Annotated in this window: 12 protein-coding genes; 5 read left to right on the forward strand and 7 right to left on the reverse strand. The window is 61.0% G+C overall.

Going from position 1 to position 17,474, the window contains the following annotated elements; all coding sequences use genetic code 11:
* Window positions 1-80 precede the first annotated feature (80 nt).
* Complete coding sequence (locus KGA98_RS09825; RefSeq protein WP_057714967.1) at window positions 81-827, forward strand: SDR family oxidoreductase; 747 nt, start codon at window positions 81-83, stop codon at window positions 825-827.
* Between the two features lie 149 nt (window positions 828-976).
* Here the strand turns inward: KGA98_RS09825 and mapR are convergent, their stop codons facing one another.
* From mapR to KGA98_RS09845, 3 genes are all read right to left on the reverse strand, one after another.
* Window positions 977-2,386 carry a GntR family transcriptional regulator MpaR gene (gene mapR / locus KGA98_RS09835; protein ID WP_223502209.1) on the reverse strand — a complete coding sequence of 470 codons (1,410 nt, stop codon included), beginning with the start codon at window positions 2,384-2,386 and terminating at the stop codon, window positions 977-979.
* A 110-nt stretch (window positions 2,387-2,496) separates the two neighbouring features.
* Entirely contained in the window at window positions 2,497-3,909 is a 1,413-nt protein-coding gene (ccoG, locus tag KGA98_RS09840; RefSeq protein ID WP_223502210.1) for a cytochrome c oxidase accessory protein CcoG, read from the reverse strand.
* A gap of 195 nt (window positions 3,910-4,104) precedes the next feature.
* Window positions 4,105-4,338 carry a DUF3203 family protein gene (locus KGA98_RS09845; RefSeq protein WP_057714965.1) on the reverse strand — a complete coding sequence of 78 codons (234 nt, stop codon included), beginning with the start codon at window positions 4,336-4,338 and terminating at the stop codon, window positions 4,105-4,107.
* A gap of 121 nt (window positions 4,339-4,459) precedes the next feature.
* Here KGA98_RS09845 and KGA98_RS09850 point away from each other — a divergent pair, with 121 nt between their 5' ends.
* The gene (locus KGA98_RS09850; RefSeq protein ID WP_057714964.1) at window positions 4,460-4,957 is read left to right on the forward strand and encodes an MgtC/SapB family protein; all 498 of its coding nucleotides are present in this window, start codon (window positions 4,460-4,462) and stop codon (window positions 4,955-4,957) included.
* A gap of 37 nt (window positions 4,958-4,994) precedes the next feature.
* Here KGA98_RS09850 and KGA98_RS09855 read toward each other — a convergent pair whose 3' ends face one another.
* Window positions 4,995-5,162 (reverse strand): hypothetical protein, encoded by a 168-nt coding sequence (locus KGA98_RS09855; RefSeq protein WP_198530240.1) that lies wholly within the window; start codon window positions 5,160-5,162, stop codon window positions 4,995-4,997.
* A gap of 215 nt (window positions 5,163-5,377) precedes the next feature.
* Here KGA98_RS09855 and KGA98_RS09860 point away from each other — a divergent pair, with 215 nt between their 5' ends.
* The 3 genes from KGA98_RS09860 (at window position 5,378) to glgB (ending at window position 13,115) form a co-directional block, all read left to right on the forward strand.
* Entirely contained in the window at window positions 5,378-7,372 is a 1,995-nt protein-coding gene (locus KGA98_RS09860) for an alpha-1,4-glucan--maltose-1-phosphate maltosyltransferase (RefSeq protein ID WP_223502211.1), read from the forward strand.
* Window positions 7,373-7,539: 167 nt separating this feature from the next.
* A complete protein-coding gene (gene treS / locus KGA98_RS09865) occupies window positions 7,540-10,881 on the forward strand; it encodes a maltose alpha-D-glucosyltransferase (RefSeq protein ID WP_223502212.1) in 3,342 nt (1,113 codons plus the stop codon).
* 2 nt (window positions 10,882-10,883) lie between these two features.
* Window positions 10,884-13,115, forward strand: a complete 2,232-nt coding sequence (gene glgB / locus KGA98_RS09870) for a 1,4-alpha-glucan branching protein GlgB (RefSeq protein ID WP_223502213.1) — start codon at window positions 10,884-10,886, stop codon at window positions 13,113-13,115.
* 159 nt (window positions 13,116-13,274) lie between these two features.
* Here the strand turns inward: glgB and KGA98_RS09875 are convergent, their stop codons facing one another.
* The 3 genes from KGA98_RS09875 to glgX all read right to left on the reverse strand — a co-directional run bounded on the left by KGA98_RS09875 (window position 13,275) and on the right by glgX (window position 17,306).
* Entirely contained in the window at window positions 13,275-14,075 is an 801-nt protein-coding gene (locus KGA98_RS09875) for an endonuclease/exonuclease/phosphatase family protein (RefSeq protein ID WP_223502214.1), read from the reverse strand.
* Between the two features lie 96 nt (window positions 14,076-14,171).
* The gene (locus tag KGA98_RS09880) at window positions 14,172-14,930 is read right to left on the reverse strand and encodes a PIG-L deacetylase family protein (RefSeq protein ID WP_150813236.1); all 759 of its coding nucleotides are present in this window, start codon (window positions 14,928-14,930) and stop codon (window positions 14,172-14,174) included.
* Between the two features lie 213 nt (window positions 14,931-15,143).
* The gene (gene glgX / locus KGA98_RS09885) at window positions 15,144-17,306 is read right to left on the reverse strand and encodes a glycogen debranching protein GlgX (protein WP_223502215.1); all 2,163 of its coding nucleotides are present in this window, start codon (window positions 17,304-17,306) and stop codon (window positions 15,144-15,146) included.
* Between the last annotated feature and the right edge of the window lie 168 nt (window positions 17,307-17,474).

Here is a 17,474-nt window from a genome sequence, read left to right on the forward strand (position 1 = left end):
GATGTGAAGCCATGCAAAAACCGCCAATGGCGGTTATTCTTGCCCCCGACCGCTTAAGCTTTGATTGGGGGAAAGCTCGCATGGACAAAGTCATCGTCATCACCGGCGGTAGCCGCGGCATCGGTGCCGCCACCGCTCTGTTGGCCGCCGCGCAGGGCTATCGGATCTGCATCAACTATCAGGCGGACGAACAGTCTGCATTCGGCGTGCTGGAGCAAGTCCGCGCCCTCGGTGCGCAAGCCATTGCGGTACGGGCCGACGTCAGCATCGAAGACGAAGTGATCGCGCTGTTCAATCGGGTGGACAGTGAGCTGGGGCGGGTTACCGCGCTGGTGAACAACGCCGGCACCGTCGGGCAGAAGTCCCGGGTCGACGAAATGTCCGAGTTCCGCATTCTCAAAATCATGAAAACCAACGTCCTGGCGCCGATGCTCTGTGCCAAGCACGCGATCCTGCGCATGTCGCCCAGGCACGGCGGGCAGGGTGGCAGCATCGTCAACGTATCGTCGGTCGCCTCGCGTTTGGGATCGCCCAACGAGTACGTGGATTACGCAGCGTCCAAAGGCGCGCTGGACACCTTCACCATCGGCCTGTCCAAGGAAGTGGCGGGTGAGGGGATTCGGGTCAACGCCGTGCGTCCGGGTTATATCTATACCGATTTCCATGCCTTGAGCGGCGATCCGGATCGGGTCAGCAAGCTGGAATCGGCGATTCCGATGGCGCGGGGCGGCCGGCCGGATGAAGTGGCGGAGGCGATTGTCTGGTTGTTGTCGGACAAGGCTTCTTATGCGACGGGGACTTTTGTTGATCTTGGTGGTGGGCGTTGATCTGAGGTTTGCGTTGTCAGTGCTGGCCTCTTCGCGGGCAAGCCCGCTCCCACAGGGTTCCGTGGTGTACGCAAAGTCTGTGAACACCGGAGATTCCTTGTGGGAGTGGGCTTGCTCGCGAAGGCAATAGACCTGGCGACACCTGCTTATCAGAACGACCGCACAATCCGCCCCAACGTCTCCATCGCCTTCTCCGAGTCCTCGGTCCACGGGCTGCCGTAATTCAACCGAATACAATTCCTGAAGCGCTGGGTCGGTGAAAAGATCGGCCCCGGTGCAATGCTGATGCCTTGCGCCAATGCCATCTGGAACAATTTCAACGAATCCATCTGCTGTGGTAATTCCAGCCACAGAAAGTACCCGCCGGCCGGTTGGCTGACCCGCGTCTGCGTCGGGAAATAGCGGGCGATGGCGGCGAGCATGGCGCTTTGCTGGTCTTCCAGGGCGTGGCGCAATTTACGCAGGTGCCGGTCGTAGCCGCCGTGTTGCAGGTAATCGGCGATTGCCGCCTGGGCCGGCATCGAGGCGCACAGCGAAGTCATGAGTTTCAGCCGTTCGATTTTCTGTGCGTAACGCCCGGCAGCCACCCAGCCGATGCGGTAGCCAGGGGCCAGGCTCTTGGCGAATGAACCACAGTGCATCACCAGGCCTTCGGTATCAAAGGCCTTGGCTGGTTTCGGTGCTTGCTGGCCGTAATAGAGTTCGGCGTAGACATCGTCTTCGATCAGCGGCACCTGGTGGCGCCGCAACAATTCCACAAGCTGCTGTTTCTTGGCCTCGGGCAGGGTCGCGCCCATGGGGTTCTGGAAACTGGTCATGCACCAGCAGGCCTTGATCGGATGCCGCTCCAGGGTTTGCTCGAGCACGCCGAGGTCGATGCCATCGCGCGGGTGCACGGGAATTTCCACGGCCTTGAGTTTCAGGCGTTCGAGTACTTGCAGACAGGCGTAGAACGCCGGGGCTTCGATGGCCACCAGATCGCCGGGTTCGGTCACCGCTTGCAGGCAAAGGTTCAGGGCTTCGAGGGCGCCGTTGGTGATCAGCAGTTCCTCCATCGGCAACATCAGCCCGCCGACCATGTAGCGCAGGGCGATTTGCCGGCGCAGTTGCGGGTTGCCCGGCGACATGTCGGTGACCACCATGCGCGGATCCATGTCGCGGCTGGCGCTGGCCAGGGAGCGGGACAAACGTTGCAGGGGAAACAGCGTCGGGCTGGGGAACGCCGAGCCGAAGGGCACGGTGTTCGGGTCCTTGATCGAGTCGAGCACCGAAAACACCAGTTCGCTGACGTCGACTTCCGTCGACTCGTTGACCTCATTGCTGATCACCGGCTCGGAAAACGGCCGGGGTGCGTGGGCGTTGACGAAATAGCCGGAGCGCGGCCGAGCGCGGATCAGGCCGCGACGCTCCAGCAGGTAATAGGCCTGGAACACCGTCGACGGGCTGACCCCGTAGGTCTGGCTGGCGTAGCGCACCGACGGCACCCGCTGACCGGGACCCAGGACGCCGGAGCGGATCAGTTCTGCGATGTCGTCGGCGAATTTTTCGTAGCGTTTCATCGGTGTCCCGCAATGGAGTCGGTTCGATTAATTGTGGCAAGCCCCCTCGCCACAGTGGATTGCATTGCCAAAACAAGACTGCACTTCACCAAGGTCAGCATCTTAAAGGCTCAGCGATTCATTGGCGCCACAAACCGGCTCTTCGCCACGCTGTAGACGCCAGGCTCATCGCTGTCGACCACCTTGAAGCCGATGCTCTGTGAACTGCTGGCCGGACGCTCCGTGAGCATCGCCACCGACACCGGCACATCGACAATCTCGCCCGGCGCCAGGCTGAATTCGGTCCTGCCCTGCAACTGGAAATCATCGGCATCCACCAGGCTCAATTGATAGTCCTGACGCTGCTGGGTTTTGTTGATCACCTTCAGACTGTAGATGTTTTCGATCTGCCCCTGGCTGTTCTCGCGGAACAGGCCCCGGTCCTTGCTGACATCAAGGGACACCATCGGTCGTTCCACCAGTGCCATCACCAGGGCTGCGATCATCACTAGCAGCACGGCGGTGTAGCCGATAAGACGTGGGCGCAGCAGGTGTGTCTTGCCACCCTGCAACTGATGCTCGGAGGTGTAGCTGATCAACCCTGGGGCGTAGCCCATTTTGTCCATGATCGAGTCACAGGCGTCGATGCACGCCGCACAACCGATGCATTCCATCTGCAAGCCGTCGCGGATATCGATGCCGGTGGGGCAGACCTGTACGCACAGCTGGCAATCGATGCAATCACCCAGCCCGACCTCGGCCGGTTTGACTTCGCGCTTGCGTGGGCCACGACTCTCGCCACGGGCCACGTCGTAGGAAATGGTCAGGGTGTCCTTGTCGAACATCACGCTCTGGAACCGCGCGTAGGGACACATGTGCATGCACACCGCTTCACGCAGCCAACCGGCATTGATGTACGTGGCGCCGGTGAAAAACAGCACCCAGAACAGGCTGACGCCACTCATCTGGAAGGTCAGCAGCTCTTCGGCCAACGGCCGGATCGGCGTGAAGTAGCCGACGAAGGTCAGGCCGGTCAGCAGGCTGATGGCCAGCCACAAGGTGTGCTTGGCCGCGCGGCGCATCAGCTTGTTCAGGCCCCACGGCGCGGCTTGCAACTTGATCCGCTGGTTGCGTTCGCCTTCGGTGATCTTCTCGCACCACATGAAGATCCAGGTCCATGAACTTTGTGGGCAGGTGTAGCCGCACCAGACCCGGCCCGCGAACACGGTGATCGCAAACAGGCCGAACGCGGCAATGATCAACAACGCCGAGAGCAGGATGAAATCCTGTGGCCAGAAGGTCGCGCCGAAGATATGGAACTTGCTTTGCGAAAGATCCCAGAGCACCGCCTGGCGGCCGCCCCAGTTCAGCCACACGGTGCCGAAAAACAGCACAAACAGAAAACCGGCGCCGCTGATGCGCAGGTTGCGGTATAGCCCGGTGAAGCTGCGGGTGTGGATCAGGTTGTCGCTGGATTTGGCCTTCATCTTGGGGCGCGAAGGCTCGAATGTTTCTACGGTTCGGACGGGGATTCTTTCGCTCATGGTCATTCGCTCATCAGCCTCCATCAGGCATGAGCACTATGAGCGGCGATCTGTTTGCATAACAGACTCAGGTATTGCATTAAAAAGCGGATCAGATGGCCATGTTTGCACGGACTGCGACAACTTGAAGCAGCCGACGCTGCGGGGTCCATGGGGCTTTGCAAAACAGCGGCGGCAAGTGCGGATCAAACCCGGTCAAATCACCGAACCACTGTCGGTAGCTTTCAGGTGCCGGCGTCCATCCACCGCGCCTGCGACGGTCAAGGCGTCGGCCTCGGCTTCCGTGATGTAGATGCGCTCGCCTTCGATGTCCACTGCCGACATGGCCATGGCACCGTCGGTGATGATGGTGACGTCGGGACACAGACGAATGAGTTCGCCATTTTCAGTGGTGAAAAAGCAGGTCTGGTTCTCGATGCGTACGGTCATGACGGGATCCTTTTTTCAGTGGAAACTAAAGTTTCAGGCCGCAACCGCCGGTCATCGTTCTGTGCAACTGATTAATGGTCGCTGCGGTCCACCGTCCATGGCCCCTCACAAGGACAATCCCATGAACACTTGGTGGCACGAAGTCTGGGTGACGCTGCAAGGCGAGTTCGCCGACATCGGCGATGCCTCGCAATTGACGCGAGTGACCGTGCGCCTGTTGATGGCCGCGGTGCTGGGCGGAATTCTCGGGTTCGAGCGTGAACACCAGGGCAAGGCCGCCGGCGTGCGCACCCACATGCTGGTGGCGATGGGGGCGGCGTTGTTCGTGTTGGTGCCGCAGATGTCCGGCTCACAGGCCGATGCCATGAGCCGGGTGGTGCAGGGCGTGATTGCCGGGATCGGCTTCCTGGGGGCTGGCACTATCCTGAAAAATCGCGACGGCGATGAGGGGCACGTCAAGGGCCTGACCACCGCCGCCGGCCTGTGGATGACCGCCGCCATCGGCGTCGCGGCCGGGCTGGGCCGGGAGGCGACGGCGGTGTTCAGTACGTTGTTGGCGCTGGGAGTGTTCAGTGTGATGCCGGGGATTGTGAAACTGATCGACAAGGATCACCAATGAGATCGTTCCCCGGCAGTATGGGAGCGATCAACTGTCGTCATTCAGGGGGCACAATCACCGGCGGCATCGTCGTTGGCGGATCTTCCCTTGGTGGCGGGTTCGTGCCGGGCGGATCCTGTTCGGGCACCGGTTGCGGATCGCTGGGTGGGATCACCGGGTTGTCGATGTTGGGATCGGGGGTTTCAGCCGGGAATGGATTGTTCATTGTTCAAGCCTCCGGTGGCACATGGCGTGAGTCGTGCTTAAGTAGGTGGACTGATGGGTTGACCGCGGCGCGAAGGACTTGATTCCGGGAATTGCCGATGAAACTTTCCCGGCGGCTGTCGCTCGGAACCTAAGTGAGTGCATCCCGGGGCGGATTGCCCGGCGGGGTGGCGACCAGACACAAGCGCGTCCATGGGGCGTAAGGAGAGAGGCTCGATGACGGCTGAAAAACCGACTGAGTTGAGCTACAACCCGCACATGCCGCTGTCGCAGGCGTTGTTGCTGCCGCGTATCGTCATTGAAAACATCATGCCGATCCTTGAAGGCGGACAATTCGCCGTCAAGGCCGTGGTGGGGCAGGACGTGGTGGTGACGGCCAAGGTCTTCGCCGACGGGCATGACAAACTGGCGGTGCGCGTGCGCTGGCGGGCCGAGGACGAGGACGCCTGGCAAAGCGCAGCCATGAAAGACCTGGGCAATAACGGCTGGCAAGGGCAGTTCCGGGTCGACAGCCAGGGCCGTTATCTGTTCTGTATCGAAGCCTGGATCGATCAGTTCGCCAGTTTTTGCCATGAGCTGGAAAAGAAGCATGCGGCGGCAGTGCCCGTCAGTCTGGAATTGCAGGAAGGGCGGATTCATGTCCAGCAGGCCGCCGAACGTAGCGAAGGGCTACTCAGCGAGCAACTGGCGGCCTTGCACCATGAACTGTCAGGACTGCTCGAAACCGAGCAGGTCGCACTGTTTTTGCACCCGCGTAGCGCCGACCTCATGGCCCGCGTCAATCATCGCGCCTACCTGAGCCTGAGCCCGGAGTACCCGGTGGATGTCGAGCGCGAACTGGCGCAGTTCGCCAGTTGGTATGAATTGTTCCCGCGCTCGATCACCGACAGCCCGAGGCGCCATGGCACCTTCAATGACGTGCATACGCGGCTGGCGATGATCCAGGACATGGGTTTCGATGTGCTGTATTTCCCGCCGATCCACCCGATCGGGCGCAGCTACCGCAAAGGCCCGAACAACTCGCTGACGGCGGGTCCCGATGATCCGGGCAGCCCCTATGCGATTGGTGGCGAAGAAGGCGGGCACGAGGCGATTCACTCGCAATTGGGTACCCGCGAAGACTTCCGCCGACTGGTGGCGGCCGCCGCGGCCCATGGCCTGGAAATCGCCCTGGATTTTGCCATCCAGTGTTCCCAGGACCATCCGTGGCTCAAGCAACACCCCGGCTGGTTCAACTGGCGGCCGGACGGTACGATCAAATATGCCGAGAACCCACCGAAGAAATACCAGGACATCGTCAACGTCGACTTCTATGCCCCCGAGGCGATTCCGAGCCTGTGGGTGGAATTGCGCGACATCGTGGTGGGCTGGGTCGAGGAGGGCGTGAAGATCTTTCGCGTCGATAATCCGCACACCAAGCCGTTGCCGTTCTGGCAATGGCTGATCGCCGATGTACGGGCGCTGTACCCCGAGGTGATCTTCCTCGCCGAAGCCTTTACCACCCCGGCAATGATGGCGCGCCTGGGCAAGGTCGGTTACTCCCAGAGCTACACCTATTTCACCTGGCGCAACACCAAGGCCGAACTGGCGACCTACTTCACCGAACTCAACGAGTCGCCGTGGCGAGAATGCTACCGGCCGAATTTCTTCGTCAATACACCGGACATCAACCCGGCGTTCCTCCACGAATCCGGGCGTCCCGGGTTTCTCATTCGCGCCGTGCTGGCGACCATGGGCTCGGGCCTGTGGGGCATGTATTCGGGTTTCGAGTTGTGCGAGTCGGCTCCGGTACCGGGTAAGGAGGAATACCTCGATTCCGAGAAGTATGAGATCCGCCCGCGGGACTTCAACGCGCCGGGCAACATCATTGCCGAGATCGCCCAGCTCAACCGCATCCGACGGCAGAACCCGGCGTTGCACACGCATCTGGGCCTGAAGGTCTACAACGCCTGGAACGACAACATCCTGTACTTCGGCAAGCGCAGCGCCGATGGGGGCAATTTCATTCTGGTGGCGGTCAGTCTCGATCCGCACAACGTGCAGGAAGCGAACTTCGAGTTGCCGTTGTGGGACATGGGCTTGCCTGACTACGCCAGCACCCAGGGCGAAGATTTGATGAATGGTCATCGCTGGACCTGGCACGGCAAGCAGCAGTTCATGCGGATCGACCCGGCTTACCAGCCGTTCGGGATTTGGAGGATAACTGTTTAAACGCAAAACCTGTGGGAGCGAGCTTGCTCGCGATAGCAATTTTGTGGGCAACCTCTTTATTGAATATTCAATTGTCATCGCGAGCAAGCTCGCTCCCACGTAGACCTCATTGCGTTTGACTCGAGTGACCAGCCCGGCGGAACTTTCGAATTCACCAGGAGTTGCACATGGCGAAGAAACCCAAGGCAGCCACGTTCATCAAGGACCCGCTCTGGTACAAGGACGCGGTGATCTATCAAGTCCACGTCAAATCGTACTTCGACTCCAACAACGACGGGATTGGCGACTTTCCCGGCCTCATCGCCAAGCTCGATTACATCGCCGACCTGGGCGTCAACACCATCTGGCTGTTGCCGTTCTATCCCTCGCCACGGCGCGATGACGGCTACGACATCGCCGAATACCGGGGCGTACACAGCGACTACGGCACCATGGCCGATGCCAGGCGTTTCATTGCCGAGGCGCACAAACGCGGCCTGCGGGTGATCACCGAACTGGTCATCAACCACACCTCCGACCAGCACCCGTGGTTCCAGCGAGCGCGCAAGGCCAAACCCGGATCGGCGGCGCGGGACTTCTACGTGTGGTCCGATGACGATCAAAAATACGATGGCACCCGCATCATTTTTCTCGATACAGAGAAGTCCAACTGGACCTGGGACCCGGTCGCCGGCCAATACTTCTGGCACCGTTTTTACTCCCATCAACCGGACCTGAACTTCGATAATCCGCAAGTCATGAAAGCGGTGCTGTCGGTGATGCGTTACTGGCTCGACATGGGCATCGACGGCTTGCGCCTGGACGCGATTCCCTACCTGATCGAGCGCGACGGCACCAACAATGAGAACTTGCCGGAAACCCACGACGTCCTGAAAAAGATCCGCGCGGAAATCGACGCCAACTACCCCGACCGCATGTTGCTGGCCGAGGCCAATCAGTGGCCGGAGGATACTCAGCTGTACTTCGGCGACACCGACAAGAAAGGCCTGAACGGCGATGAATGCCACATGGCCTTTCACTTCCCGTTGATGCCGCGCATGTATATGGCGCTGGCCCAGGAAGATCGTTTCCCGATTACCGACATTCTGCGCCAGACCCCGGATATACCCGCCAACTGCCAATGGGCGATCTTCCTGCGCAACCACGATGAGCTGACCCTGGAGATGGTCACCGACAAGGAACGCGATTACCTGTGGAATTACTATGCCGCCGACCGCCGGGCGCGGATCAACCTGGGAATTCGCCGGCGTCTGGCGCCGCTGATGGAACGCGACCGCCGTCGGGTCGAGCTGCTCAACAGCCTGCTGCTGTCCATGCCCGGTACGCCGACCTTGTATTACGGCGATGAGATCGGCATGGGCGACAACATCTACCTCGGCGACCGCGACGGTGTGCGCACGCCCATGCAATGGTCCATCGACCGCAACGGCGGTTTCTCCCGAGCCGACCCGGCGAGTCTGGTGCTGCCGCCGATCATGGACCCGCAGTACGGCTACCTGTCGGTCAACGTCGAAACCCAGGCTGGCGACCCGCATTCGCTATTGAACTGGACCCGGCGCATGCTCGCCGTGCGCAAGCAATCCAAGGCCTTCGGGCGTGGTACGTTGAAGATGCTGTCGCCGAGCAACCGGCGGATTCTGGCCTACACCCGTGAATACACCGGGGCGGACGGTAAGCACGAAATCATCCTGTGCGTGGCCAACGTGTCGCGCAGCGCCCAGGCCGCCGAGCTCGATCTGTCGGCCTACGTCGGCATGGTGCCGGTGGAGATGCTCGGGGGTAACGCATTCCCCCCCATCGGCCAGCTGAACTTCCTCCTGACGCTGGCGCCTTACGGCTTCTACTGGTTCGGCCTCGCCGCGGAAAACCAGATGCCGAGCTGGCACGTGGAGCCTGCACAGAGCCTGCCGGACTTCACCACGCTGGTACTGAAAAAACGCATGGAGGAACTGCTCGAAGCGCCGTCACGCACCACGCTGGTGCAAGGCATCCTGCCCAACTGGTTGCAGAACCGCCGCTGGTTCGCAGGTAAGGACGCCACCATCGAACAGGTCGAACTGGCCTATGGCGTGCGATTCGGCGATCCGCAGCACCCGGTGCTGTTCAGCGAGATCAATGTCACCAGCGGTGGCCAGAGCAGCCGCTACCAGTTGCCGTTCGGTTTTATCTCGGAAGATCAGGTCGGTACTCCCTTGCCGCAGCAATTGGCATTGTCGCGGGTACGGCGTGGGCGCCAGGTCGGCCTGATCACCGATGCCTTCAGCCTGGACACCTTTGTGCATGCCGTATTGCAGGGCATTCAGGCCGGCACCGTATTGGCCTCCAGCGATGGCGACATTCGCTTCGAGTCCACCGCCGAACTGGAAAAACTCGGCCTCAATGCCGAGTCGCCGGTGCGTTACCTGTCCGCCGAACAGTCCAACAGCTCGGTGGTGATCGGCAACAGCCTGGTGCTGAAGCTGATCCGCAAGGTCGCCTGCGGCGTGCACCCTGAGCTGGAAATGAGCGCGTACCTGACGCAAGCCGGGTTCAGCAACATTTCACCATTGCTGGGGGCCGTGGTGCGCCGGGACGGGGCGGGTGAAGATAATTTGCTGATGATCGCCCAAGGCTACCTGAGCAATCAGGGCGACGCCTGGGAATGGACCCAGAACAACCTCGAACGGGCGCTTCGTGATGAACTGGCCGACGCCGTGTCCGAGCAGGAACAGCATTACAACGCGCTCGGCGAACTGAAAGATTTCGCCGCTATGCTTGGTCAGCGTCTGGGGGAAATGCACCAGGTGCTGGCGGCGCCGAGTGCCAACCCGGACTTCTTGCCCCAGGTCACTACGCAGAAGGAAGCGCTGGCCTCGGCCAAGGATGTCGCGGCGCAAATCGAGCGCGCGCTGAACTTGCTCAAGCAGCATAAAAATCAACTTGACCCGGCGGACCAGACCCTGGTCGGCCGTTTACTGGACAACAAGAAAGCCATCCTCGGCCATGTACAGGCGTTGGGCAAAAAGACCGCGGGCGGCTTGCGCATTCGTGTGCACGGCGACCTGCACCTGGGGCAGGTGCTGGTGATCAAGGGCGATGCCTACCTGATCGACTTCGAAGGCGAACCGGCCCGGCCATTGCATGAACGACGGGGCAAACACAGCCCGTACAAGGATGTCAGCGGCGTGCTGCGGTCCTTCGACTATGCGGCGGCGATGGCGATCAACGTGCAGAGCGTCGATAACACCGCAGCGGCCGATGCCGCGCGCTTGCGGGTCACCGATCGCTACTTGAGCGAGGCGCGGCAAGCATTTGTCGACGCTTATCGGCTGGCGGCAGCTAGTCTTGCCCATGCATGGCAAGATCCCGAAGGCGAGGATGCCGCGCTGGCGTTGTTCGGTCTGGAGAAGGCGGCGTATGAAGTGGCTTATGAGGCGGAAAATCGCCCTGCCTGGTTGCCCGTGCCGTTGCACGGTTTATATGGATTATTGAGTGGGCTTAAACCCTTTTCCGATCGTGGTGGAGAGTAGTCATGAGTGTCTCGAACAAGGAACAGGGTCATCACAAAGAAGCGCTGCTGCCCAGGGCGCGGGATATCGACGCATTGGTGCGCGCCGAGCATATCGATCCTTTTGCGATTCTTGGCCCCCACGCTGATGGCGCTGGCGGGCAATTCATTCGCGCGTATCTGCCGGGTGCCTTGAGTGTGCAGGTGCTGGCCAGGGATACCGGACAAGAGCTCGGCCAACTGGAAGCCACAGAGACGCCGGGATTGTTTGTCGGGCATTTCGAACGTGCGCAAGCGTATCTGCTGCGCACCCGTTGGGCCGGCGGCGAGCAAACGGCAGAAGATCCTTACAGCTTCGGTCCGTTGTTGGGTGAAATGGATTTGTATCTGTTTGCCGAAGGCAATCACCGCGACCTCAGCGGGTGCCTGGGCGCGCAACTGAAAACCGTAGACGGCATCGACGGCGTGCGTTTCGCCGTGTGGGCGCCAAATGCCCGGCGGGTGTCGGTGGTCGGTGATTTCAACGTCTGGGACGGGCGCCGGCACCCGATGCGCCTGCGTCACCCCACAGGCGTCTGGGAATTGTTCATCCCGCGCCTGCAAGCCGGGGACACCTACAAATACGAGATTCTCGGCGCCCACGGCATCCTGCCGTTGAAGGCCGATCCCGTGGCGTTGGCCACCAGCCTGCCACCGGACACCGCCTCGAAAGTCGCTTCACCCTTGAACATCGACTGGCAGGATCAAGACTGGATGATGGCCCGTGGTGACCGCCAGCAGGTGACGGCGCCGTTGTCGATCTACGAATTGCACGCCGGCTCGTGGCAATGCGAGCTGGACGATCTGGGCGAAGTGGCCCGCCAGTACACCTGGCCCGAGTTGACCGAGCGGCTGATTCCCTATGTCAAAGACCTCGGTTTCACCCACATCGAACTGATGCCGATCATGGAGCACCCGTTCGGCGGCTCGTGGGGTTATCAGTTGTTGTCGCAATTCGCGCCGAGTGCGCGGTATGGCACACCGGACGAGTTCGCCGCGTTCATCAACGCCTGCCACCAGGCCGAACTCGGGGTGATTCTCGATTGGGTGCCGGCGCATTTCCCCACCGATACCCACGGCCTGGCCCAGTTCGACGGCACGGCGCTGTACGAGTACGGCAACCCGCAGGAAGGTTTCCATCAGGACTGGGACACCCTGATCTACAACCTGGGTCGCACCGAAGTGCATGGTTACATGCTGGCGTCGGCGCTGCACTGGCTCAAGCATTTCCACGTCGACGGCCTGCGGGTCGATGCAGTGGCCTCGATGCTCTACCGCGACTACTCGCGCAAGGCCGGCGAGTGGGTGCCCAACCGCCATGGCGGGCGGGAGAACCTGGAAGCCATCGACTTCCTGCGTCACCTCAATGACGTGGTGGCCCTCGAAGCGCCCGGTGCGCTGGTGATCGCCGAGGAATCCACCGCATGGCCCGGTGTAAGCCAGGGCACGCAACAGGGCGGCCTGGGCTTTGCCTACAAATGGAACATGGGCTGGATGCACGACTCGCTGCATTACATCCAGCAGGACCCGGTGTACCGCGCCCATCACCACAACGAACTGAGTTTCGGCCTGGTGTATGCGTGGTCCGAGCGCTTCATCCTGCCGATCTCCCACGATGAAGTGGTGCACGGCAAACACTCGCTGATCGACAAGATGCCCGGCGACCGCTGGCAGAAATTCGCCAACCTGCGGGCCTACCTGAGTTTCATGTGGGCGCATCCGGGCAAGAAACTGCTGTTCATGGGCTGCGAGTTCGGCCAGTGGCGCGAGTGGAACCATGACCAGCAACTGGACTGGTACCTGTTGCAATACCCCGAGCACCAGGGGGTGCAGAAGCTGGTGGCCGACCTCAACCGCTTGTACCGCGAAGAGCCGGCGCTGCATGAGCAGGACGACGTGCCGCAGGGTTTCCAATGGCTGATCGGCGATGACGCGATCAACAGCGTTTATGCGTGGTTGCGCTGGAGCAAGGACGGCGAACCAGTGCTGGTGGTGGCCAACTTTACGCCCGTGCCACGCGAGGCTTATCGCGTCGGGGTGCCGTTTGCCGGGCAGTGGAACGAGGTGCTCAACAGCGACTCGTCCATCTATGCCGGTTCCAACTACGGCAACAGTGGCGGGGCGGTTGCCGAGGAAACGCCGAGCCATGGCCAGGCGTTGTCGTTGGTGCTGAATTTGCCGCCGTTGGCGGTGTTGATGTTAAGGCCGCAGGGCTGATCCGAGGTCGGCGGTGCTGCTATTCGCGAGCAAGCCCGCTCCCACACTGGTTTTGAGTACGGCATCAATCCAGTGTGGGAGCGGCGGTGCGACGATTCGACTTGCTCGCGAAGGGGCCGGTGCTATCGACGCCGACACCTGGCAATGAATGGCCGTGATTCAGAGATGCACTTCCACCGCCAACGGCAAATGGTCTGAAAGGTGCGTCCACGGCTTGTTTCCCAGTATTTGCGGCTCATGGCTGCTGGCGTTGCGCAGGTAGACGCGGTCCAGGCGCAGCAAGGGAAACCGCGCGGGGTAGGTTTTGGCAGGACGACCCAGGTGGCGTTCGAACGCTTCGTGCAAGTAGTCGCGGCGGGCAAGGGTGGCATTGCCCTGCATCTGCCAGTCGTTGAAGTCGCCGGCAATGATCACCGGCGCATCATCCGGCAGGGACTCGAGGAGCTGACAGAGCAACTGCAATTGCAGCTGACGATGGCTTTCCAGCAGGCTGAGGTGAACGCAGATCGCATGCACTTCGCGATGCCCCGGCACGTCCAGCACGCAGTGCAGCAAGCCACGGCGTTCCGGGCCGGTAATGGAAACATCCAGGTTTCGATACTCGCGGATCGGATATTTCGACAGCAGGGCATTGCCATGGTGACCGTCGGGATAGACGGCATTACGCCCATAGGCGAAGTCGCTCCACATGCTGTCGGCGAGGAATTCATATTGCGAGGTTTGTGGCCAATCGTTGTAGCGGGAGGAGTGGCGGTCGTGCTCACCGACGACTTCTTGCAGGAACACCAGGTCTGCCGACGTACTGCGCACCGCTTCACGCAATTCAGGAAGGATGAAGCGCCGGTTGAGTGCGGTAAAACCCTTATGGGTGTTGACCGTCAGCACGCGAAGCCGATGAATCGCCGCAGGCCTGTCCAAGGGTGTCGATTCGGCTGCTTGCGGTTTTGAATGACTGGCCACTTACACTCCTCTGACTCGGGGTTGCTTATGTATGCGACTGACGCAACGACAGGCAGTTCAGTCCGATGGGCTGCGCCGAACCGATAATCGAAGATTTCATACCAATACAATTTCATAAGGCAAACGGATACGCTCCAGCAGCGGCCTGGGCAGCAACGGCGCGAGGCCGATGGCCGGTTCGCCGTCCAGTTGGCTGGCGTAGGCGTGGGTGGCGTGACTCTTGCGGGCGACGGTCCAGGTATCGAGGCGCACCTTGCGGGCACGGTGCCAGGGAATCAGCTCCCGGTCCCGTGCCGGCCAGTGCCAGGCCCAGAACGGTACGTCGTTGTAGGTGGCCCCGATATTGGCCGCCGCCCTGGCGCTCGCGCGGCCAACAGTGTCGTGGTCGACATTGCCGTCCTGGCGCCAGGTGCTGAACACCACATCACCTGGGCGCAGGTAGCGCGTGATGAATCGGGCGATCTGATCTTCCTGTTCCGCCAGCGCGTTATCGGTAAACCCGCCACGAATCCACTTCAGGCTGTGCATCGGCAACCCGAGTCGACGTATGGCTTCCACGCTTTCCTGGGGACGAAATACGCTGAGGCGTTTTTCCGACCACTGCTGTGACCCCGGATGGCTGGCGCTGCCGTCGGTGATCGAGATCAATTGCAGCGGGTGGCCCAGGTTACTGAGCAATTGCAGCAGGCCGCCGCAGGTCACGACTTCATCGCCGGGGTGCGGGGCAATGAGCACCGCGCGTGCGCCGGTGGGTACCAGGGATTGGGTGTTGATGACCGGAATGCTGTCCAGTTGCGGAGCGCTGTTCCAGATCTGTGAGGGCAGGCTGACTTCGCTCAGGGAAACGGGTTTCATGGTGGATACGTCCTTGTTCTGCGTCGCCTTCAGTCGTGCATGGGACAAGCCCGGCAGACCCTTGATGGCTGGTGGATAGCGGCGCGACAAGCCAAACCCTGGATTGCCGCGAATCGAGTATTGCTCATGTAACGCTATTCGTCGCGTCGTGAAGTTATCCGCAATGATATTTCCGCCCTGCGGTGTTACGGCTATGAAAACCTGGCGTCTCTTTTACTCTTCTTCCTCATGCTGCAATTCGAACAGCAGCAACGAACGGCCGGTGACCGAGTACTCGTGGCCAAACTCAAAGCGCTCCTGGCCGCGGATCGACGGTTGGTTGGTGTCGATCATGCATGTCCAGAAACCGCCGTCAGGCACTTCAGGCAGCCGGAAATTGACGATGTCGTGATGTGCGTTGACCACCAGCATCAATGTCGCGTCGACGCCTTTGCGGCGAATGCCGGTTTCCTGGGCGCGGCCATCGAGCAGCATGCCCAGGCATCGATTGTGCGCATCGTGCCAATGCTCGGTGGTCATTTCCGTACCGTCCGGCGCCAGCCAGGTCACGTCCTTGACGCCGATGTCCTCGTTGTAATTGCCCACCAGGAAACGCCCGCGCCGCAGGACCGGGTAGGTCAGGCGCAATTTGATCAGGCGTTTGACGAACTTGAGCAGGGCCTTGCCGTCGTCGCTGAGGTCCCAGTTGACCCAGCCGGTCTCGCTGTCCTGGCAGTACGCATTGTTGTTGCCGTCCTGGGTGCGGGCGAACTCGTCGCCGGACACCAGCATCGGCGTGCCTTGGGCCAGCAGCAGGGTGGCGAAGAAATTGCGCATCTGCCGATGGCGCAGCGCGTTGATCTCGGGATCGTCGGAGGGGCCTTCGACGCCGTGGTTCCAGGACAGGTTGTTGTTGCTGCCGTCTTGATTGTTTTCGTCGTTGGCTTCGTTGTGTTTGTCGTTGTAGGACACCAGGTCGTTGAGGGTGAAACCGTCGTGGGCGGTGACGAAATTGACCGATGAGTAAGGCCGCCGACCACGTTGGTTGAACATTTCGCCCGAAGCGGTCAGGCGGTTGGCAAAGTCCGCCAGTTGCCCGTCGTCGCCTTTCCAGAAGGCGCGCACGGTGTCGCGGAACTTGTCGTTCCACTCGACCCAGCCCGGCGGAAAATTGCCGACCTGATAACCGCCGGGGCCGCAGTCCCATGACTCGGCGATCAGTTTGACCTGGCGCAGTACCGGGTCCTGGCGGCAGGCCACCAGGAAACTGTGGCGTTCGTCGAAACCGTCGTGATAGCGCCCAAGGATGGTTGCGAGGTCGAAGCGAAAGCCGTCGACGTGCATTTCCGTGGCCCAGTAGCGCAGGGAGTCGGTGACCATTTGCAGCACGCACGGGTGGCTCAGGTCCAGGGTGTTGCCGGTGCCGGAATCGTTGATATAGAAGCGTTTGTCCTCGGGCATCAGGCGGTAGTAGGACGCATTGTCGATGCCGCGCATGGACAGGGTCGGGCCTTGTTCGTTGCCCTCGGCGGTGTGGTTGTAGACCACGTCGAGGATCACCTCCAGATTGGCTTCGTGCAGGTGCGCGACCATTTCCTTGAATTCGGCAATCTTGCCACTGGCCAGGTACCGCGGGTCGGGGGCGAAGAACGCAATGCTGTTGTAGCCCCAATAATTGGTCATGCCCTTGTGCAGCAAATGCTGGTCGTTGACGAACGCATGGATCGGCAGCAGCTCCACGGTCGACACACCGAGTTTGCGGATGTGCTCGACCACTTCATCGACCATCAACCCGGCAAAGGTGCCGCGCAGATTTTCGGGGACGGCAGGGTGACGCATGCTGAAGCCGCGCACATGGGTTTCATAGATGATCGTCCTGTCCCACGGCACGCTGACACGATGATCGTGGCCCCAGGTGTGCGCCGGGTCGATGACCTTGCATTTGGGCACGAAGGGCGCGCTGTCCCGCTCATCGAAGCTGAGGTCGGCGTCGGGGTGGCCGATGGTGTAGCCGAACAGCGCTTCGGACCATTTCAACTTGCCCACCAGTTGTTTGGCGTAGGGGTCGATCAGCAGTTTGTTGGGGTTGAAGCGATGGCCGTTGGCCGGGTCGTACGGACCGTAGACGCGATAGCCATAAACCAACCCCGGATGGGCGTCGGGCAGGTAGCCGTGGTAAATCTCGTCGGTGTATTCGGGCAGTTCGATGCGTTCGAGTTCCACTTCGCCGGCGTCGTCGAACAGGCACAGTTCAACCTTGGTGGCGTGGGCGGAAAACAGGGCGAAGTTGACTCCCAGTCCATCCCAGGTGGCACCCAGCGGAAAGGGCAGGCCTTCGCGGGTTCGTGTGGTTTCGGCACGAGGGGCTGGCGCGGCGGCTTTCTTCGGACTGGTCATAGGTACTCCTGCAAACTCAAAACCTATGGTGGCTGGCACGCCGCCATCGCGAGCAGGCTCGCTCCCACATTTATCGGGAACGGGCCACAAATTTCTGAACGACACAGATCCCATGTGGGAGCGAGCCTGCTCGCGATGAGGCCATAAGGCTCAACATTCATGGTGACT

Origin of the sequence: Pseudomonas sp. BF-R-24 (assembly GCF_019947335.1) — a bacterium.
Classification (GTDB): domain Bacteria; phylum Pseudomonadota; class Gammaproteobacteria; order Pseudomonadales; family Pseudomonadaceae; genus Aquipseudomonas; species Aquipseudomonas jessenii.

Bases quoted from the DNA above. Each gene is read 5' to 3' on its own strand.
- KGA98_RS09825 (WP_057714967.1), top strand. From the start codon at position 81: ATGGACAAAGTCATCGTCATCACCGGCGGTAGCCGCGGCATCGGTGCC.
- mapR (WP_223502209.1), bottom strand. From the start codon at position 2,386: ATGAAACGCTACGAAAAATTCGCCGACGACATCGCAGAACTGATCCGC.
- ccoG (WP_223502210.1), bottom strand. From the start codon at position 3,909: ATGAGCGAAAGAATCCCCGTCCGAACCGTAGAAACATTCGAGCCTTCG.
- KGA98_RS09845 (WP_057714965.1), bottom strand. From the start codon at position 4,338: ATGACCGTACGCATCGAGAACCAGACCTGCTTTTTCACCACTGAAAAT.
- KGA98_RS09850 (WP_057714964.1), top strand. From the start codon at position 4,460: ATGAACACTTGGTGGCACGAAGTCTGGGTGACGCTGCAAGGCGAGTTC.
- KGA98_RS09855 (WP_198530240.1), bottom strand. From the start codon at position 5,162: ATGAACAATCCATTCCCGGCTGAAACCCCCGATCCCAACATCGACAAC.
- KGA98_RS09860 (WP_223502211.1), top strand. From the start codon at position 5,378: ATGACGGCTGAAAAACCGACTGAGTTGAGCTACAACCCGCACATGCCG.
- treS (WP_223502212.1), top strand. From the start codon at position 7,540: ATGGCGAAGAAACCCAAGGCAGCCACGTTCATCAAGGACCCGCTCTGG.
- glgB (WP_223502213.1), top strand. From the start codon at position 10,884: ATGAGTGTCTCGAACAAGGAACAGGGTCATCACAAAGAAGCGCTGCTG.
- KGA98_RS09880 (WP_150813236.1), bottom strand. From the start codon at position 14,930: ATGAAACCCGTTTCCCTGAGCGAAGTCAGCCTGCCCTCACAGATCTGG.
- glgX (WP_223502215.1), bottom strand. From the start codon at position 17,306: ATGACCAGTCCGAAGAAAGCCGCCGCGCCAGCCCCTCGTGCCGAAACC.